17 protein-coding genes are annotated in these 15,646 nt (G+C 71.5%); 12 read left to right on the forward strand and 5 right to left on the reverse strand.

The genetic code is table 11. From position 1 onward, the window contains the following. The first annotated feature begins 75 nt into the window (after positions 1–75). Complete coding sequence (locus tag ACWEOH_RS14145) at positions 76–1,674, forward strand: CDP-alcohol phosphatidyltransferase (RefSeq protein WP_452032037.1); 1,599 nt, start codon at positions 76–78, stop codon at positions 1,672–1,674. A 58-nt stretch (positions 1,675–1,732) separates the two neighbouring features. Further along, complete coding sequence (locus tag ACWEOH_RS14150) at positions 1,733–2,179, forward strand: EVE domain-containing protein (RefSeq protein ID WP_452032039.1); 447 nt, start codon at positions 1,733–1,735, stop codon at positions 2,177–2,179. A 53-nt stretch (positions 2,180–2,232) separates the two neighbouring features. Here the strand turns inward: ACWEOH_RS14150 and ACWEOH_RS14155 are convergent, their stop codons facing one another. Together ACWEOH_RS14155 and ACWEOH_RS14160 are read right to left on the reverse strand one after the other, a co-directional pair. After that, positions 2,233–3,582 (reverse strand): hypothetical protein, encoded by a 1,350-nt coding sequence (locus ACWEOH_RS14155; RefSeq protein ID WP_452032041.1) that lies wholly within the window; start codon positions 3,580–3,582, stop codon positions 2,233–2,235. Continuing rightward, positions 3,572–4,135: an RNA polymerase sigma factor gene (locus ACWEOH_RS14160; protein WP_452032043.1), complete on the reverse strand. Its 564-nt coding sequence runs from the start codon at positions 4,133–4,135 to the stop codon at positions 3,572–3,574. The genes ACWEOH_RS14155 and ACWEOH_RS14160 overlap by 11 nt, the downstream gene beginning before the upstream one ends. 68 nt (positions 4,136–4,203) lie before the next feature. Between ACWEOH_RS14160 and ACWEOH_RS14165 the strand changes: the two genes are divergently transcribed. From ACWEOH_RS14165 to ACWEOH_RS14175, 3 genes are all read left to right on the forward strand, one after another. Then, positions 4,204–4,791 (forward strand): mismatch-specific DNA-glycosylase, encoded by a 588-nt coding sequence (locus tag ACWEOH_RS14165; RefSeq protein ID WP_452032045.1) that lies wholly within the window; start codon positions 4,204–4,206, stop codon positions 4,789–4,791. A gap of 127 nt (positions 4,792–4,918) precedes the next feature. After that, positions 4,919–5,608, forward strand: coding sequence for an NUDIX hydrolase (locus tag ACWEOH_RS14170; RefSeq protein ID WP_452032047.1), 690 nt, complete (start codon positions 4,919–4,921; stop codon positions 5,606–5,608). Positions 5,609–5,976: 368 nt separating this feature from the next. Further along, a complete protein-coding gene (locus tag ACWEOH_RS14175) occupies positions 5,977–6,372 on the forward strand; it encodes an SHOCT domain-containing protein (RefSeq protein WP_452032049.1) in 396 nt (131 codons plus the stop codon). A 63-nt stretch (positions 6,373–6,435) separates the two neighbouring features. Here ACWEOH_RS14175 and ACWEOH_RS14180 read toward each other — a convergent pair whose 3' ends face one another. Next, a complete protein-coding gene (locus tag ACWEOH_RS14180; RefSeq protein ID WP_452032051.1) occupies positions 6,436–7,176 on the reverse strand; it encodes an alpha/beta fold hydrolase in 741 nt (246 codons plus the stop codon). A 112-nt stretch (positions 7,177–7,288) separates the two neighbouring features. Here ACWEOH_RS14180 and ACWEOH_RS14185 point away from each other — a divergent pair, with 112 nt between their 5' ends. The 3 genes from ACWEOH_RS14185 to ACWEOH_RS14195 are packed head-to-tail and all read left to right on the forward strand — an operon-like array spanning position 7,289 to position 9,787. Then, positions 7,289–8,149, forward strand: a complete 861-nt coding sequence (locus ACWEOH_RS14185; RefSeq protein ID WP_452032053.1) for a hypothetical protein — start codon at positions 7,289–7,291, stop codon at positions 8,147–8,149. Between the two features lie 30 nt (positions 8,150–8,179). Further along, on the forward strand, positions 8,180–8,974 hold the full coding sequence (locus ACWEOH_RS14190; protein ID WP_452032055.1) for a ferritin-like domain-containing protein: 795 nt from the start codon (positions 8,180–8,182) through the stop codon (positions 8,972–8,974). A gap of 9 nt (positions 8,975–8,983) precedes the next feature. Beyond that, positions 8,984–9,787, forward strand: a complete 804-nt coding sequence (locus ACWEOH_RS14195; RefSeq protein ID WP_452032057.1) for a class I SAM-dependent methyltransferase — start codon at positions 8,984–8,986, stop codon at positions 9,785–9,787. A 57-nt stretch (positions 9,788–9,844) separates the two neighbouring features. Here the strand turns inward: ACWEOH_RS14195 and msrA are convergent, their stop codons facing one another. Both msrA and msrB read right to left on the reverse strand, forming a co-directional pair. Beyond that, positions 9,845–10,390, reverse strand: coding sequence for a peptide-methionine (S)-S-oxide reductase MsrA (gene msrA / locus ACWEOH_RS14200; protein WP_187432725.1), 546 nt, complete (start codon positions 10,388–10,390; stop codon positions 9,845–9,847). Further along, on the reverse strand, positions 10,387–10,875 hold the full coding sequence (msrB, locus tag ACWEOH_RS14205; RefSeq protein ID WP_452032059.1) for a peptide-methionine (R)-S-oxide reductase MsrB: 489 nt from the start codon (positions 10,873–10,875) through the stop codon (positions 10,387–10,389). The genes msrA and msrB overlap by 4 nt, the downstream gene beginning before the upstream one ends. A 141-nt stretch (positions 10,876–11,016) precedes the next feature. Between msrB and ACWEOH_RS14210 the strand changes: the two genes are divergently transcribed. The 4 genes from ACWEOH_RS14210 (at position 11,017) to ACWEOH_RS14225 (ending at position 15,605) form a co-directional block, all read left to right on the forward strand. Then, positions 11,017–11,373: a hypothetical protein gene (locus tag ACWEOH_RS14210; protein ID WP_452032061.1), complete on the forward strand. Its 357-nt coding sequence runs from the start codon at positions 11,017–11,019 to the stop codon at positions 11,371–11,373. 94 nt (positions 11,374–11,467) lie between these two features. Then, positions 11,468–13,222, forward strand: coding sequence for a cation:proton antiporter (locus ACWEOH_RS14215; RefSeq protein WP_452032063.1), 1,755 nt, complete (start codon positions 11,468–11,470; stop codon positions 13,220–13,222). 295 nt (positions 13,223–13,517) lie between these two features. Continuing rightward, the gene (locus ACWEOH_RS14220; protein WP_452032065.1) at positions 13,518–14,393 is read left to right on the forward strand and encodes an aggregation-promoting factor C-terminal-like domain-containing protein; all 876 of its coding nucleotides are present in this window, start codon (positions 13,518–13,520) and stop codon (positions 14,391–14,393) included. 147 nt (positions 14,394–14,540) lie between these two features. After that, positions 14,541–15,605 carry a YihY/virulence factor BrkB family protein gene (locus ACWEOH_RS14225; RefSeq protein WP_452032067.1) on the forward strand — a complete coding sequence of 355 codons (1,065 nt, stop codon included), beginning with the start codon at positions 14,541–14,543 and terminating at the stop codon, positions 15,603–15,605. Positions 15,606–15,646: the final 41 nt, after the last annotated feature.

The raw sequence follows: 15,646 nt of genomic DNA on the forward strand, positions 1-15,646 counted from the left end.
TCGAAGCCTCCGGCGGAGACGCTAGGAGTGACACGAGACGGCGGGGGAAAGAGTTCACCGGGCAGGAGGATGACCGTGCGCGAGCGGGTCTGGCTGGTGGTCGCCGTGCTGCTGCTCATCGTGGTGCCCCTCGTGCCGGCGGCCATCACGGACAGCTCGCCGGCGCCGCTCATCGCCCTTCCGGTGGAGTCCATCGTCGTGCTGGCCCTGCTCGTGCTGCTCCCGTGGCGGGCCGCCCGCGTCGTCGTCGCAGCCGGCTTCGGCGTCCTCGTCGTCCTCGCGCTCGTGCTCGCCGGGATCGACTCCGGCTACCGGACGGTGCTCGACATCCACTTCGATCCGCTCGACTGGCAGCAGCTGGGCGACGCGTTCGGGGTCCTCCGGGGCTTCATCGGCGGGCCGGCCGCGAGCGCACTGCTCGCGCTGCTCGTGATCGTCGCGGCCGGCACGATCGTCGTGCTCTCATGGGCGGCGCTCCGCGTCGCGAGTGCGCTTCGGCCGCGAGTACGTGGCACGACCGTGCTCTCCACGGTCGCAGCGGCATGGATCATCGCCGCCCTGGTGGGCGCGCACGTCGTCGCAGGTCAGCCGACCGCGGCGGCCGCCTCCGTCCGGGCGATCTCCGCGTCGGCGACGCGCGCCGCCGAGGGGATCGCCGCGGTCGCCGAGCTCTCGCAGCAGATCGCAACGGATCCGTACCGTGACGTCCCCGGCTCCGACCTGCTGACCGCGCTGCGCGGCAAGGACGTCGTCTTCGCGTTCGTCGAGAGCTACGGCCGGGTGGCCCTCGAGGGATCCGACGTGTCGACGGGCGTGCGCGAGGTCCTGCGCGACGGCGAGGAGCAGCTCCGTGCCGACGGCTACGCGTCGCGGAGCGCGTTCCTCACCTCCCCGACGTTCGGCGGGCTCAGCTGGCTGGCGCATTCGACCCTCCAGACCGGATTGTGGATCGACCGGCAGCCGCTGTACAGCAAGCTGATCCGGAGCGACCGGTTCACGCTGAGCGCCGCGTTCGGCTCGGCCGGTTGGCGCACGGTGAGCGTCATCCCCTCGAACACCGACCCGTGGCCGTTCGGCACCTCGTTCTACCACTGGGACACGCTGCTCGACGCGCACGACGTCGGATACCGGGGTCCCTCGTTCGGCTACGCGCGGATCCCCGACCAGTACACGTGGAAGCACTTCGCCGACACCGAGCTCGCCCGTGACGCCGAGCCGGTCATGGCCGAGATCGACCTGGTCTCCTCGCACACCCCGTGGGCGCCGCTCCCGAAGCTGGTGCCCTGGTCCGAGATCGGCGACGGCTCCGTGTTCGATCCGCAGCCCGCGGAGGGGCCGTCGGCGACCGAGGTCTGGCAGGATCCCGACCGGGTGCGCCAGGCGTACGGGCAGTCCATCGAGTACTCGCTCGGCGCGACGTTCGACTTCCTGCACGAGTCCGACGACGGGGACCTCGTGCTCGTGGTGCTCGGCGACCACCAGCCGGCGACGATCGTGAGCGGGCAGGACGCCGGCCACGACGTGCCGATCAGCATCATCGCGAAGGACCCGGCGGTGCTCGCGTCCATCGACGGATGGCGGTGGCAGGACGGGATGCTGCCCTCACCCGACGCACCCGTCTGGCCGATGAGCGACTTCCGGGATCGATTCCTCGACGCGTTCAGCGACGGTTGAGGGCAGGGCTTCACGGATGCCGCGCCGCGGTGTCCGAGGCGGGTGGGACGATGTGCGCATGACCAGGTACTGGCTCGGCGTCGTGCAGCGTGCGCACGTGCTCCTCGGCGTCGAGTGGGGGATCGCCCAGACGAACCACGGCAAGCGAGGCGGCGTGCAGCGGATGCAGCCGGGCGACGGGTTCGTGTACTACTCGCCGAAGACGAGCTATCCCGACGGCGATCCGCTCCGCGAGTTCACCGCGATCGGCCGCGTCGCCGACGGCGACGTCTACCAGGCCGAGGAGGATCCGAACCTGATGGCCGGCTTCCGTCCGTGGCGCCGCGCGATGGCGTACTCGTCGCACGCCCGGTCGGCGCCGATCGCGCCGCTCCTGCCCGTGCTCGACCTGACGCGCGGCAACGCGAACTGGGGCTACCAGCTGCGGCGCGGCCATCTCGAGATCACGAAGCACGACTTCGCCGTCATCGCCCGCGAGATGGGCGCCGACGAGCTGGTGGGCTGAGGCGAGCCCGTCGACTCGGTGCGGCCCCGGCGGGGCTGCACCGAGTCTCCGAGCTACTTCGACAGGGCCGCGATCCGCTCCGCGACGATCGTGCCGATCTGGACGATGTTGGAGCGGGTCATCTCGACCTCATCGGTGAGTTCGTCTCCGTCGATCCGCTTCGGAGGTACCCCGACGCTCACCCAGTCGTCGCCGACCACGAAGTCGATCCGGCAGTCGCGCGTGTCGTCCTCGCAGCGCGACAACGCGGTGCCACCGTTCGCCGCAGGAAGTCCGACGCTCACCGCGTCACTCGCCGACCATCCAGCGGCGTATCGCTCGAACGCCCAGGCACCGTTCGGAAGCACGCCGATACTGCCGAGGTGCCGATCGCTCATCGGAAGCTGCAGGAGGCAGCGATCCGCTCCGACCTGGTCCTTCGCGTACCAGTACTGGCCGATCCTCGGTCCGTCCCAGAACTCGGCGACACGCAGATCCGCGACGCCGGTCAACGGCATGATGGCGTCGGTCGGCGCGATGGTCGCGCACTCCGCTGCCGCGCTCGGGCTCGATGAGGCGGGCGTCCAGGGCTCTGCGATCGACACGTCGGACAGGCGTGAGACGAGCGGGTCCGTGACGTTCCGGAAGCGAGCGCGAAGGTCCTCGACCGAACTTCCCGTCTGGACGATGCCGTCGATGCGCAACTCGACCCACGTCGAGCCGACGACGCCGAAGAGCTCGCAGTATCCGATCTCCGTGACGCATCGGGGTCCCTGAACGTGGTCGCCGTAGGTCGGGTCCGCACTCTGGTAGGCATCGACGTATCGTGCCGCTGCATCGAGGCCCTCGGGCAAGACCGCCAGGGACACGGCCTGGCGGAGCGGCTCCCCGCTCCACGGCTGCCCGCTCCCGGCCGCTACGCCGTTCGACCAGACGCAGGTCAGAGCGCCGAGCTGTTCGGCAGCGGCCCGATCGGGTGTGGACATGTACAACTCGTCCGTGTCGGCGATCTGGCTCACCGGGCCGAGCACCGGCGTGCCGCTGTCACCGAGGAACGCGACGAGCGCGGCCGTGTCGACGAGGTCGTCGCAGGTGAGCCCGATCCGAGGCGTCGGCCCGGGATCGACGGGTGCGGGCGGCGCGGTTTCGACCGGGAACGTTCTCGCGGGTGGAGCGGTCGCGGCCGGGCTCGCGATGGACGCAGGTTCGGGCTCGGTCGGCGTCTGCGGCAGGATCCCGAACGCGAATGCCGCGCCGGCGGATCCGAGTCCGAGCGCCAGGACCGCGGCCACGACGGCGCCGACGATGCGGTCGATCCGGGTGCGCCGGGCCGCCGGCGTGTGCGCCGCGGCATCCTGCACCCTGCCCTTGATGTCGGCGAGCATGCGGTCGAGTTCGTCGCCCTTCGGAGGTTCAGTTCTCATCGACGGTCACCGCCTTCCGCAGTCGTGCCCGGCTTCGAGACACCCGTTGCTTCACCGCACCGACGGTGAGGTTCATCCGGCGTGCGACCTGGGCGTAGGGCACGCCCTCCACGAGGCACAGCTCGCACACCTGGCGATCGATCGGATCGAGTCGCTCGATCTCCTCGAGCACCCAGCGCAGGTCCTCACGCGCACGCTCCGCATCGCCGCGCCGGCCGTCGAGCGCGAGCAGGTCGCGGGAGTGCTCCTCGGGGAGCGCGTCCGCGCGGTTGCGTGCCGCCTTCCGGGCGGCGTTCCGTGCGAGGAACCGGCAGGTCACGAGCAGCCACGGCAGCAGCGATGCCTCGGCGATCGTGATCGACGCCGCCTTGCGCCACATCGTGACGAACGTGTCCTGCACGACCTCCTCGACGTCCGTGCGGCTCGGGGCCAGTGCCCACGCGTACCTGGTCACGGCCTTCGCGTGCCGATCGAACACGATCGACAACGCCTTCTGGTCACCGGCCGCCACCCTCCGTAAGAGATCGGCATCGGTGTCCTCCTCTGCATCCACGTGCACCTCCTCACCTTGGGAATGTCGCCGGCGAGGCGAAGGTCACACGCGGGCCGCAGAATCGTCTCATGGGATTCACGCGCGCCGAACTCGAGTCGTTCCGGGGCGCCAGCGTCGACGACCTGATGCCCGCGCATCCGCGGCTCGTCTTCGTCGGCATCAACCCCGGGCTGTGGACGGCCGCGACGGGCACCCACTTCGCGCATCCCGGCAACCGCTTCTACCCGGCGCTCGCGGCGGCGGGCATCATCCCGCGCGTCCCCGACTTCGCCGATGGGCTCACCGAGGCTGATCAGCGGATGTTCCTCGACGCCGGGATCGGCATCTCGAACCTCGTGCACCGGGCGACCGCCCGCGCCGACGAGCTCGATCGGGCCGAGCTGCGCGAGGGGGCGGTGCGCCTGGCCGACGACGTCGCGCGCTGGCGGCCGCGCGTGGTCGCCATCGTCGGCCTGACCGCCTACCGCCAGGGCTTCGATCACCCGAAGGCTCGCGCCGGGCGGCAGGACGAGCCGATCGCCGACGCTGAGCTGTGGGTCGTGCCCAACCCGAGCGGGCTCAACGCGCACGCGTCCGTCGCCGACCTGGCGCGCGCATACGCCGAGCCGGCCCGGGCCGCGGGCGTCCTTCCCGAGGGGCCCGAGACGGCGAGCTGAACGACCGTCCTACGAGGATCGGTGGGCTTCCCACACCGCGGGCGGCGTGGCAGCCGTGGGCTCGCCCATCCGCTCGGCCTGCTGGGGTGGAGAGCGCTTCCATCACGAGCCCTCGTAGCATGAACGCATGCCGCCGACGTCAGCAGATCCCCGATCCGAGCTCCTGGCGCTGTGCGAGCGGGGTCTCGAGTGGCGTCCCGACCTCACCGAAGCGCTGGCGGATGCCGGGGGAGCGCGTCCGGCCGCGGTGCTCGTGCTGTTCGGCGACCTCGACTCCATCCCGGCGCGTTCGGCGGGTCCGATGCCCCGGGACCTCGACGTGCTGCTGCTCCGTCGGGCGGCCACGCTCGCGAGCCACGCCGGGCAGATCGCGTTCCCGGGTGGGCGGCTCGAGGCATCCGACGACGGCCCGATCGCGGCCGCGTTGCGCGAGGCGGTCGAGGAGACCGGCCTCGATCCCGACGGCATCGAACCGCTCGGCACGCTGCCGCCGATGCCGGTCCCGGTGAGCAACCACGTCGTGACGCCCGTGCCGGCCTGGTGGACGCGTCCCTCGGAGGTCGCGGCGGTCGACCACGACGAGTCGGTGGAGGTGTTCCGCGTGCCGGTGGCGGACCTGCTCGATTCCGCGAACCGCGGGAACGTCGTGGGCAGCTACCAGGGCCGCATGTGGCGGTCGCCGGCGTTCGAGGTCGGCGGTCGCGTCGTCTGGGGCGTGACCGGGCTGATGCTGTCGCGCATGTTCGACGAGCTCGGCTGGGTCGAGCCGTGGGACGAGGACCGGGTGGTCGAGCGCGACGACCTGCCGCGGGGCTGATCGCGGGGTCATGCAGTCACGAGCAGCAGCACACCGAGCGCGATGAGCCACAGCGACCAGTCGTGTAGCCGATCGGCACGAGCACGGGAACCGGTGCGCGAACCTGCGGCTGCAGCACCCGCTGTGCCGCCGCGCGAGTTCTCGACGAGGCCGCCGACGTCCTCGTCGACTCCTCGGATCCCTCGCGCGGCGGGGGTGGAACTCAGGGCTCCCGACGGGACTGTATCCGATCGATGCTGTGAGCCCGCCGCGAGTTCCACGACACGCCGACACGGAATTCTCGAGCGCCCGATCGCAGCCCGCGAGTAGGTTGTGGCATGAGACGACCTGCCGCGCCGGCGGGTCCTGGGGCGGGCGAAAGGGAAGCGATGAACTTCATCGGCAGTGTCTGGGACATCTTCTGGTTCTTCTTCTGGGTCTTCGTGTGGGTCGCATACCTCTTCGTGCTCATCTACATCGTCATCGACATCTTCCGCGACCACTCGCTGAACGGGTGGCTGAAGGCCGTCTGGCTGATCTTCCTGATCTTCGTGCCGTTCCTCACCGCGCTCGTCTACCTCATCGCGCGCGGCAAGGGCATGGCCGAACGCTCCGCGGAACGCCGGCCCGAGTACGTGGAGTACTCCGACGCCGAAATGCGGAAGATCTCGTTCGCCAGCCCGTCCGACGAGATCGCGAAGGCGAAGGCGCTCCGCGACCAGGGCGTCATCAGCGACGGGGAGTACGAGGCGCTGAAGAACAAGGCCCTCGGCGGCAAGTTCTAGCCGTTCCGACGACGAGCGCCCCGGCCGCGCCGAAGCAGCGGCGGCCGGGCGCTCGGGACTGGGCTACGGCTCGATCGAACCTGCTGCGGCAAGGATGGCGTCCACCGTCGCATCCGGATGCGACACCATCGACACGTGGGACGCGTCGAGTTCGCTCACCGTCGACCCGGCGCGCTCCGCCAGGCGGCGGAGGACATCGACCGGGATGACCCGGTCAGCGGTGCCGATCACCGCCCAGCTGGGGATGGTGCGCCAGGCGGGTGGCCCCGACGGGACGACGTTCGCCACGAGCGACGCCGGCCGTTGGCTCGCGACGATCGTCCAGCGGTCGGCCTCGGGCAGGTCCTGCGCGAACGACCCGTGCACGACCTCGGGCTTCAGGAAGACTTCGGCCGCGCCCTCGGGAGCGCCCGGATAGCCTGCGATGTCGAACACGGTGGTGGGGTCCGCGACGGCGAGCGCCGACGACGACCCCTCGAGGATCTGCAGCACGCTCTCGCCCTCGTCGGGCATGAAGGCGTTCACGTACACCAGTGCTCGGACATCGCCGGCCTGGTTCCCCGCGTTCGTGATGACGGCGCCGCCGTAGGAGTGGCCGACGAGCACGACCGGTCCGCTCGTCCGCTGGGCGAGGAACGACGCCACGTACGCGGCGTCATCGGCGAGTCCTCGCAACAGGTTCGGCGGCACCAGCACGGTATAGCCCTGCGCCTGCAACGCCCTCGTCACGGCGTCCCAGCTGGAACCGTCGGCCCACGCCCCGTGCACCAGCACGATCGTGGGCTTCGTCGTCGCATCCGTCATGTCGTTTCCCCTCATCCATACGAAGCGGCGACTCGTCTCCGGTCGCCACGCCGAACGCTACGGCAGCCCGCATCGCGCCGCCAGAGCCGGAAGCTGGGAGTAGCCTCGGGCCATGACGGTGAGCGCGGCCCACCATGAGCCCACGGCATTCGACGTGCGCGAGTTCGCCCGCACCGCGCAGGGGAGCCTCCGCGATGAGCTCGACCTCGCGGCGATCGCCGCCGAGCCGCTGCCGCCCGAGGTCGCACGCACGCTCGGCGCGCTCGGAGTGCTCGAGGGCGCGACGATGGCGCACCTCCGGAACGTGCTCGTCACGACGACCCACAAGGACGCCCGGGTGACCGCGTTCCTCGTGACGTGGGCGTTCGAGAAATTCTGGATCGCCGACGCGCTGCGCGCGATCGTCGCTGTGGGCACCGGGGGTGAGCCGGGCGGTCACGGCCGACCGGGTCATTCGAGTGAACCGGCCGCGCCGACCCGACGGGTCGAGGCATCCGCGGGTCGAGGCCCGGTGCGCCGTGCGCTCGCGGGGTTCTCGCAGGGCTGGGCCGTCGTCGGCGTGCACATGGCCGTCGGCTTCGTCGACGATCGGATGCTGCGCGCCGCCCACCTGCGCGTCGTCGACGTCGCGCACAGCCCGGCGCTCGCCGCCGCGGTCGACCGCATCCTGCGGGTGAAGGCGCGCCACGCGGAGTTCTTCGAGGCGGAGGCCCGGGCGCGGCTCGGGGGTTCCACTCGGGCGGCCCGGCTCGCCCGACGCGAGCTCCGCCGCACGGCGTGGCCCCTCGGCCGATCCGCGGTCGGGCCGGCGGAGCTCGCCGCGTTCGCCCGGCTCGCGTTCGGCGGCGCGGCCGGCGACGCCGCCCTGCGCACGCTTGCGCACGACATCCGTGCACTGCCGGGCCTGGACGCGCGCACCGCGGCATCCGTCACCGCCGGCCTCACGACCCTCGCGGCCCGGCCCATGGCGTGATTGCATGGTCGCAGGCGGGAAGGGGGCCTGATGGCGTTCGACATCGACCGCTACACCGCGACCTCCGTGAGCGTCGCCTGGGACGACCTCGACCTCGAGTCGTTCCGCGACCGGCCGCTGCCCGCCGAGTCGCTGCGAACCCTGCGGTACATGGCCGACGTCGAGTACCACACCGTCTGCTACACCCGCGACCTCCTCACCACGCCCTCGCACCGCGAGGCCGACGTCAGCGCGTTCATGACGATGTGGAACCGAGAGGAGTTCTGGCACGGCGAGGCGCTCGCGGCGGTGCTCGCGATGCACGACGTCACGGTCGACTACGACGCCCTGAAGGCGAGCCGTCTGAAGCTCGGCTGGCGCGACCGGCTCGATCCGATCAAGCAGTCCGTGCTCGGCTCGCTCGTCGGCTCGGACTTCGTCGCCGTGCACATGTCGTGGGGCGCGGCGAACGAGTGGTCGGCGATCACGGCGTACCAGCGCATGGCCGACCTCGAGGAGCATCCGGTGCTCGCCGAGCTCCTGCAACGCATCGCGAAGCAGGAGGCGAGGCACGTCGCGTTCTACACCTCGCAGGCGCGCGAGCGGCTCGCGGCGAGCGCCAAGGCGCGGAAGGTGACGCGCTTCGCGCTGAGCCGGTTCTGGGCGCCGGTCGGCTCGAGCATCTCGACGGATGACGACGTCCGGCACGTGATGACGCACCTCATGAGCGGCCCGGAAGGCCGGCGCGCGGCCCGCAAGGTCGACGACAGCATCAGCGGGATGCCGGGCCTCGAGGGCCTCACGATCGTGCAGGATGCGCTCGACCGCATCGGCGTGCCCGGGTAGCGTGATGGCATGGCTCAGCAACGCGGGCCCGACACGTGGACGCACGGACGCGCCTACGAGTCGTACATCGGACGGTGGAGTCGCGAGATCGCGCCGCGCTTCCTCGACTGGCTGCGCATGCCCGCCGGGCTGCGCTGGCTCGACGTCGGCTGCGGCACGGGCGCGCTGAGCGCCGCGATCCTCGAGCACGCGATGCCGGCCACCGTCGACGGCGCCGACCCGTCCGAGGGGTTCCTCGAGGCGGCAGTCACCGAGCTCGGCAACCGCGTCACGTTCCACCGGGCGGGAGCCGAGGCGCTGCCGATCGACGACGCCTCAATGGACGTCGTGGTGTCGGGGCTCTCGCTCAACTTCGTGCCCGATCCCGACCGCGGGCTCGCCGAGATGACCCGCGTCACGGTCGGCGGCGGCGTCGTGGCCGCCTACGTGTGGGACTACGCCGAGCGCATGGAGCTCATGCGATGGTTCTGGGACGCAGCCGACGACCTCGACCCGGCGGCGACGGCGTTCGACGAGCGCGACCGCTTCTCGGACTTCACGCCCGAGGCGCTCACGTGGCGGTTCGCGGGAGCGGGCCTCCTCGACGTCGAGACGACGGGCATCGAGATCCCGACGGTCTTCCGCGACTTCGAGGACTACTGGACCCCGTTCCTCGGCGGGCAGGGCGTCGCGCCGGCCTATGCGATGTCGCTCGACGAGCCGACTCGCGCGCGGCTGCGGGAGCGGCTGCGCAGGCTGCTCCCGTTCGAGGACGACGGGTCGATCCGGCTCGTCGCCCGGGCATGGGCGGTGCGCGGCATCATGCCGGACTGAGCGCGGAACGGCCCCGGCGGGATACCCGCCGGGGCCGTTCACATCAGGTCACGCCGATTACGCCACGGTCTCCGCGTCGCGCTTCGGCAGCTTCCAGCCGGGTCGCACGTAGTGGCACGTGTACCCGTTGGGGTAGCGCTCCAGGTAGTCCTGGTGCTCGGGCTCCGCCTCCCAGAACGGACCAGCGGGGGAGACCTCGGTGGTCGCCGGCCCCGGCCAGATGCCGGAGGCGTCGACGTCGGCGATGGTCTCGTACGCCGTGACCTCCTGCTCGGGCGTCGTCGGGAAGATCGCCGAGCGGTAGCTCATCCCGATGTCGTTGCCCTGGCGGTTCCTGGTCGACGGGTCGTGGATCTGGAAGAAGAACTCGAGCAGGTCGCGGTACGACACCTTCGACGGGTCGTACACGATCTCGAGGGCCTCGGCGTGCGTGCCGTGGTTGCGGTACGTCGCGTTCGGCACGTCGCCGCCGGTGTAGCCGACACGCGTGTCGAGCACGCCGGGGCGCTTGCGGAGCAGGTCCTCCATGCCCCAGAAGCAGCCGCCCGCCAGCACGGCGGTCTCGGTGCCGGGGATGCTGGTGATCTCGCCGGGGTTGGTCATGATGCGTCCTCCTTCTCGGATGCCGCGGCATCCGGGGTCGTCGTCGGGAACAGCGAGCGGTACTGGCCGTACCCCTCCGCCTCGAGGTCGGCGGCGGGCACGAACCGCATCGCGGCGGAGTTCATGCAGTAGCGCAGGCCGCCCTCCTCGATCGGGCCGTCGTCGAACACGTGCCCGAGGTGGCTGTCGGCGCCCGAGGAGCGCACCTCGATGCGCTTCATCCAGAGCGTCCGGTCGACCTTCTCGGTGACGGCGTCGGGCTCGATCGGCCGGGTGAAGCTCGGCCAGCCCGACCGGCTGTCGTACTTGTCGGTCGAGGCGAACAGCGGCTGCCCCGAGACGACGTCGACGTAGATGCCGGGCTCGTGATTGTTCCAGTACTGGTTGCGGAACGCCGGCTCGGTGGCGTCCTCCTGCGTGACCTTGTACTGCTGGGGGGTGAGGCGGGCGACCGCCTCGGGAGTCCTGCGGTAGTCCTGTGGCACTTCGTATCCTCCTTCGCGGGCGCCGCTGGCTGTGGCGCTCGACGCACGATCGACCGGCTGGCGATTCACGGCGTCACCAGAGAAAACAGGTGACGCGGCCATCCTGTTCCGCACTTCGGGCCTCCCCGCTGTGACTTCCCTGTGAGCGCCGACGTCGGTTGGCGGACGCGCCGCCGTCGCTCCGCGGACGTACGATGGAGCCACGCCGGCCGGGGCGCTCTGGAAGGAGCAGCACTGGCCACCACCTGGCACCCGATCCTCGCCGCGGCCGAGCCCGAACCCGGATGCTGGCGCCTGATCGACAGCACCGGCCGCGAGTACGGCACCGTCACGATCGTGCGCGTCGACGGCCTGGTGCGGTACCGCGCCGAGTTCGGCGGGCGGCTGCTCGGCTGGGGCACGACCCTGCGCGGCGCGTGCGAGCAGGTGCACCACGCATTCGTGCGTTCGCACGGCCCGGGGGACTGGCCGGGGTATCCCGACTTCCACGATCGCTGAGCCGCGTCCGAGCCACGATCGCCGAGCCGTCGTCGCGCCCGCGGGCCGCCATGCGCCAGACTTGGCGGCAGGATCCCGGGGGAGGTGATCGTCGGTGGAGCTCCTCGTCGTCGTCGTGCTCGGCCTCCTCGGCATCGCCGCCGCGACGGCGCTCGGCCCGCGCGTCCGCGTCTCCCCGCCGCTCCTGCTCGTCATCGTCGGCATCCTCGTGAGCTTCCTGCCGTTCGTGCCCGACATCGAGATCGACCCCGAGTGGATCATCGCGGGCGTCCTCCCGCCGCTGCTCTACTCGGCCTCGGTCGCGATGCCGTCGATGGAGTTCCGGCGCGAGTTCGGGGCGATCAGCGGGCTGTCCGTGGCCCTCGTCGTCGTGAGCTCGGTCGCGATGGGACTGCTGTTCACCTGGATCGTGCCCGGGCTGAGCCTCGCCGCGGGCATCGCGCTCGGCGCCATCGTGAGCCCGACCGATGCCGTGGCCACCTCGATCGTGAAGCGCGTGGGCGTGACGCCCCGCATCGTGACCGTGCTCGAGGGCGAGAGCCTGCTCAACGACGCGACGGCGCTCGTGCTCCTCCGCTCGGCGATCGCCGCGACCGCCGCGTCCATCACGTTCTGGGAGATCATCGGCGACTTCGTGTTCGCCGTGACGGTCGCCGTGGTCATCGGGTACGTGGTGGGCAAGGTCAACCTGTGGGTCCGGTCGCGGGTCACGGATGCCACCGTGAACACGGTCATCTCCTTCGCCGTGCCGTTCGTGGCTGCGGTCCCGTGCGAGGCGCTCGGGGCATCCGGGCTCGTCGCCGCCGTCGTGGCGGGACTCGTCACCGGTCGCGGCGCCATCCGCAGCCTCTCGCCCCAGCACCGGATGTCGGACGTGCAGAACTGGCGCACCATCGAGCTCATCCTCGAGGGCGCGGTCTTCCTCGTGATGGGCCTCGAGCTGTCCACGATCGTCAGCGACCTGACGAACGAGGTGCGCGGCATCGAGCTCGGCGCGCGCGTCGCGGGGGTCACGCTCCTCGGCGTCGTCGTCGTGCGCGCGCTGTTCGTCTTCCCGATGCTCGGGCTGCAACGCCGGAGCTTCCGGCGCGGCGAGCGCATGAAGCCGCACCTCACCGCCGTCCAGGAGCGGCTCGACCGCGCGGACCCGACGCAGGCCGACCTGCTGCTCGACCCGACGACGGACGAGGGGGAGGACTCCGAGGAGGTGACCGCCCGCCGTCGGCGGTTCCGGCGACGCCCGCCCGACCGGGCGATCTCCTCGGCCTCGCTGCAGCGGTTCCAGTCGCGGCTGCGACGCAAGGTCGCCGACATCGACTACTTCATGGCCGAGCCGCTGGGGTGGCGCGAGGGCACGGTGATCGTCTGGGCGGGCATGCGCGGCGCCATCACGCTCGCCGCGGCGCAGACGCTCCCGCAGGGCACGCCCGACCGATCCCTCGTCATCTTCATCGCGTTCCTCGTCGCCGCCGGATCGCTCATCATCCAGGGGGCGACGCTCCCGTGGCTCGTGCGGCTCGTGAAGCCGGCCGGCATCGACCGGGAGGCGGCGCGCACGGAACGCGCCGACCTGCTCGAGATGCTCCGCGGCGTCGCCGACGACGTCGTGCGGGAGCACCGCGAGGCCCGCACGGCCGCCGGCGAGCCGGCCGGACCACGCGACGCGGAGGCCGATCGCGAGCTCTACCGCAGCCTGCGCCTCGACATCATCGCTGCCCAGCGCGAGGCCCTCCTCGCGGTCCGCGACGAGGGCACGTTCAGCGCCTCGGTGCTCACCGGCGCGCTCGAGACCCTCGACGCCGACCAGATCAGCATGGAGCTGCGACGGTCGCACCAGGACGAGGCCTAGGCACGGCATCGGGCCGGCGTCGGGCGACGCGCGGGCGCGGCATCCGACCGCCGTCGAACGACCGCGCAGGATGCCCACTTGCTCCCACGAATCCTGAGCAAGGGTCGGAATTTGGAGGACATTCACAGGAACGCAGGAGGGTTTGTACAGAACCCCTCGGCAGACTGGCCACTTCGCCCGGGCGCCCCCGCGCCCGCGGAACGTCGAGTCAAGGTTCACGCGCCTACCCAAGCCCGAGAGCCGCCCCGTGAAAGTCATGCAGAACCAGTCTTCTTCCACTCCTTCCCACAACTCCATGTCCATCCAGGCGGCCGATCCCGAGACCGCCCCCCGCCGCGATCGTCGCGGCCACCGCGGCCGGCGTCGCGGAGCGTGGCTCGCAGCCGGAGCCGTCGTCGCCATCGGCGCCATGGTCGGCACCGGCTTCGCCGTGCAGGGCGCCGTGGCCGCGCAGAACGACCGCATCGCCGAGACCCGAGCGCTCACCGACGCCGCCAACAGCGACGTGCAGCAGCTCGACGCGCACGGCGGCATCCTCGAGGCCCGCGCGGTGCAGCAGGCCGAGGACACCCTCGCCGGCGCCAACGACACCATCACCGCGGCCCAGGGCAAGACGGATGCCACGGCGCTCGCCGCCGAGGTCTCCGCCCTCGGCGACTACAAGCTCCTCGCCCCCGAGCGCGTGTTCGACCTCGTCGACTCCACGCAGGCGCACGCCGAGACCGTCCGCGCCGCCGTCGCGGAGGTCGACCGCGTCGCCGCCGAGCAGGCCGCAGCCGCCACGGCCGCCGCGAAGGCCGCCGCCGAGGCTGCCGCCGCCGCCGAGGCCAAGCAGTCGTCGTCGTCATCGCGCCCCGGCGCGCCCGCGAACCCGACGGCCGCCCAGGCCATCGCCCGTGACATGCTGCTCCAGCGCGGCTGGGGCGACGACCAGTTCGGCTGCCTCGTCGAGCTCTGGAACCACGAGTCGGGCTGGAACGTGTACGCCTCGAACCCGAGCGGCGCCTACGGCATCCCGCAGGCACTGCCGGGCAGCAAGATGGCCACGGCCGGCGCCGACTGGGAGACGAACCCCGCCACGCAGATCTCGTGGGGCCTCGGCTACATCGCCGGCCGCTACGGCACGCCGTGCGGCGCCTGGGACACGTTCAACTCGCAGGGCTGGTACTGATCCGTCGCCGACCCGAAGCGACCCCCCAGGGAACGCCCCCGACCGCCGAGCGGTCGGGGGCGTTCCCCTGTCCGGGCGTCATCCCATCGCGAGAGCACGCCTGTCAAGCGACTGCGGTCACGACCCCCGCCTCGATAGCCTGACCGCATGGCCGAGCAGCAGACGCAGCGACGACCGGGTGGCCCGTTCGCCGGGATCGTCGCGTGGGGCACGAAGGTCACCGCCTGGGCACTCGCGACGCGGCCCGTGCGCGCGTGGTTCATCTACCTCGAGCACCACGGCCCGATGCTCGCCGACAGCGTCACCTATCGCACGCTCTTCTCGGTGTTCGCGGGGGTCTTCCTCGGGTTCGCGATCGGCGGCATCTGGCTCGCCGGGCGCCCCGACGCCGTGGAGGCGCTCGTCACGACGATCAGCATGGCGATCCCGGGCCTCATCGGTGAGAACGGCGTCATCGACCCCGACGACCTCATCCACCCCATCACGTTGAGCATCGCCGGCGTCTTCGCGCTCGTCGGCCTGGTGGGCGCGGCCATCGGCGCCGTCGGCTCGCTGCGCATCGCCTTCCGCAACCTCGCCGACCAGCCCGACGACCAGACCTTCTTCGTGTGGGTGCTGCTGCGGGACTTCGTGCTCGCGGTCGGCTTCGGCGCCGCGCTCACGGCGGCGGCCGTGGTGACCTTCGTGAGCACGAACGCCCTCACCACCCTCTTCGGCTGGCTCGGGATCTCGACGCGCGAGCCGGCCTTCGACGTCCTCGTCAGGATCGGCTCGATGATCGTCATCTTCGCGATCGACACGCTCGTCATCGCGGCGATGTTCCGGGTCCTCTCGGGGCTCCGGCCGAGCGGGCGGGCGCTGTGGACGGGCGCCCTCCTCGGCGGCGCCGGCCTGCTCGTCCTGCAGCTGCTCTCGAGCCTCTTCGTGGGCGGCGCCTCTGCCAACCCGCTGCTGGCGTCGTTCGCGTCCCTGATCGCCCTGCTGCTGTGGATCAACCTGTCGGCGCAGGTGATCCTCATCGCCGGCGCCTACATCGTGGCGGGCGTCGACGAGGACCACGACCGCGTGCATGCTCGGCACGGCGCCCCGACGCTCGCCCTGCGACGGCTGCAGCGGGCCGAGCGACGGGCGACGGATGCCGCGACGGAACTCGCCTCGGCCCGCGAGGCGGTCGAGAAGGAGCTGGCGGCGCAGCATCCGCCGGCGCCGTGATGCGGGCACCCTGACGCGTCGGGTTCTCCCGCGCCGGCGCG

The sequence above is a fragment of the Agromyces sp. NPDC004153 genome (assembly GCF_053603635.1).

What these genes read in the sequence shown, in the direction of transcription:
- ACWEOH_RS14180 (WP_452032051.1), bottom strand. Translation starts at nt 7,176, where the DNA reads ATGACGGATGCGACGACGAAGCCCACGATCGTGCTGGTGCACGGGGCG.
- ACWEOH_RS14175 (WP_452032049.1), top strand. Translation starts at nt 5,977, where the DNA reads ATGAACTTCATCGGCAGTGTCTGGGACATCTTCTGGTTCTTCTTCTGG.
- ACWEOH_RS14165 (WP_452032045.1), top strand. Translation starts at nt 4,204, where the DNA reads ATGGGATTCACGCGCGCCGAACTCGAGTCGTTCCGGGGCGCCAGCGTC.
- ACWEOH_RS14220 (WP_452032065.1), top strand. Translation starts at nt 13,518, where the DNA reads ATGTCCATCCAGGCGGCCGATCCCGAGACCGCCCCCCGCCGCGATCGT.
- ACWEOH_RS14195 (WP_452032057.1), top strand. Translation starts at nt 8,984, where the DNA reads ATGGCTCAGCAACGCGGGCCCGACACGTGGACGCACGGACGCGCCTAC.
- ACWEOH_RS14170 (WP_452032047.1), top strand. Translation starts at nt 4,919, where the DNA reads ATGCCGCCGACGTCAGCAGATCCCCGATCCGAGCTCCTGGCGCTGTGC.
- ACWEOH_RS14190 (WP_452032055.1), top strand. Translation starts at nt 8,180, where the DNA reads ATGGCGTTCGACATCGACCGCTACACCGCGACCTCCGTGAGCGTCGCC.
- msrA (WP_187432725.1), bottom strand. Translation starts at nt 10,390, where the DNA reads ATGACCAACCCCGGCGAGATCACCAGCATCCCCGGCACCGAGACCGCC.
- ACWEOH_RS14155 (WP_452032041.1), bottom strand. Translation starts at nt 3,582, where the DNA reads ATGAGAACTGAACCTCCGAAGGGCGACGAACTCGACCGCATGCTCGCC.
- ACWEOH_RS14150 (WP_452032039.1), top strand. Translation starts at nt 1,733, where the DNA reads ATGACCAGGTACTGGCTCGGCGTCGTGCAGCGTGCGCACGTGCTCCTC.
- ACWEOH_RS14185 (WP_452032053.1), top strand. Translation starts at nt 7,289, where the DNA reads ATGACGGTGAGCGCGGCCCACCATGAGCCCACGGCATTCGACGTGCGC.
- ACWEOH_RS14225 (WP_452032067.1), top strand. Translation starts at nt 14,541, where the DNA reads ATGGCCGAGCAGCAGACGCAGCGACGACCGGGTGGCCCGTTCGCCGGG.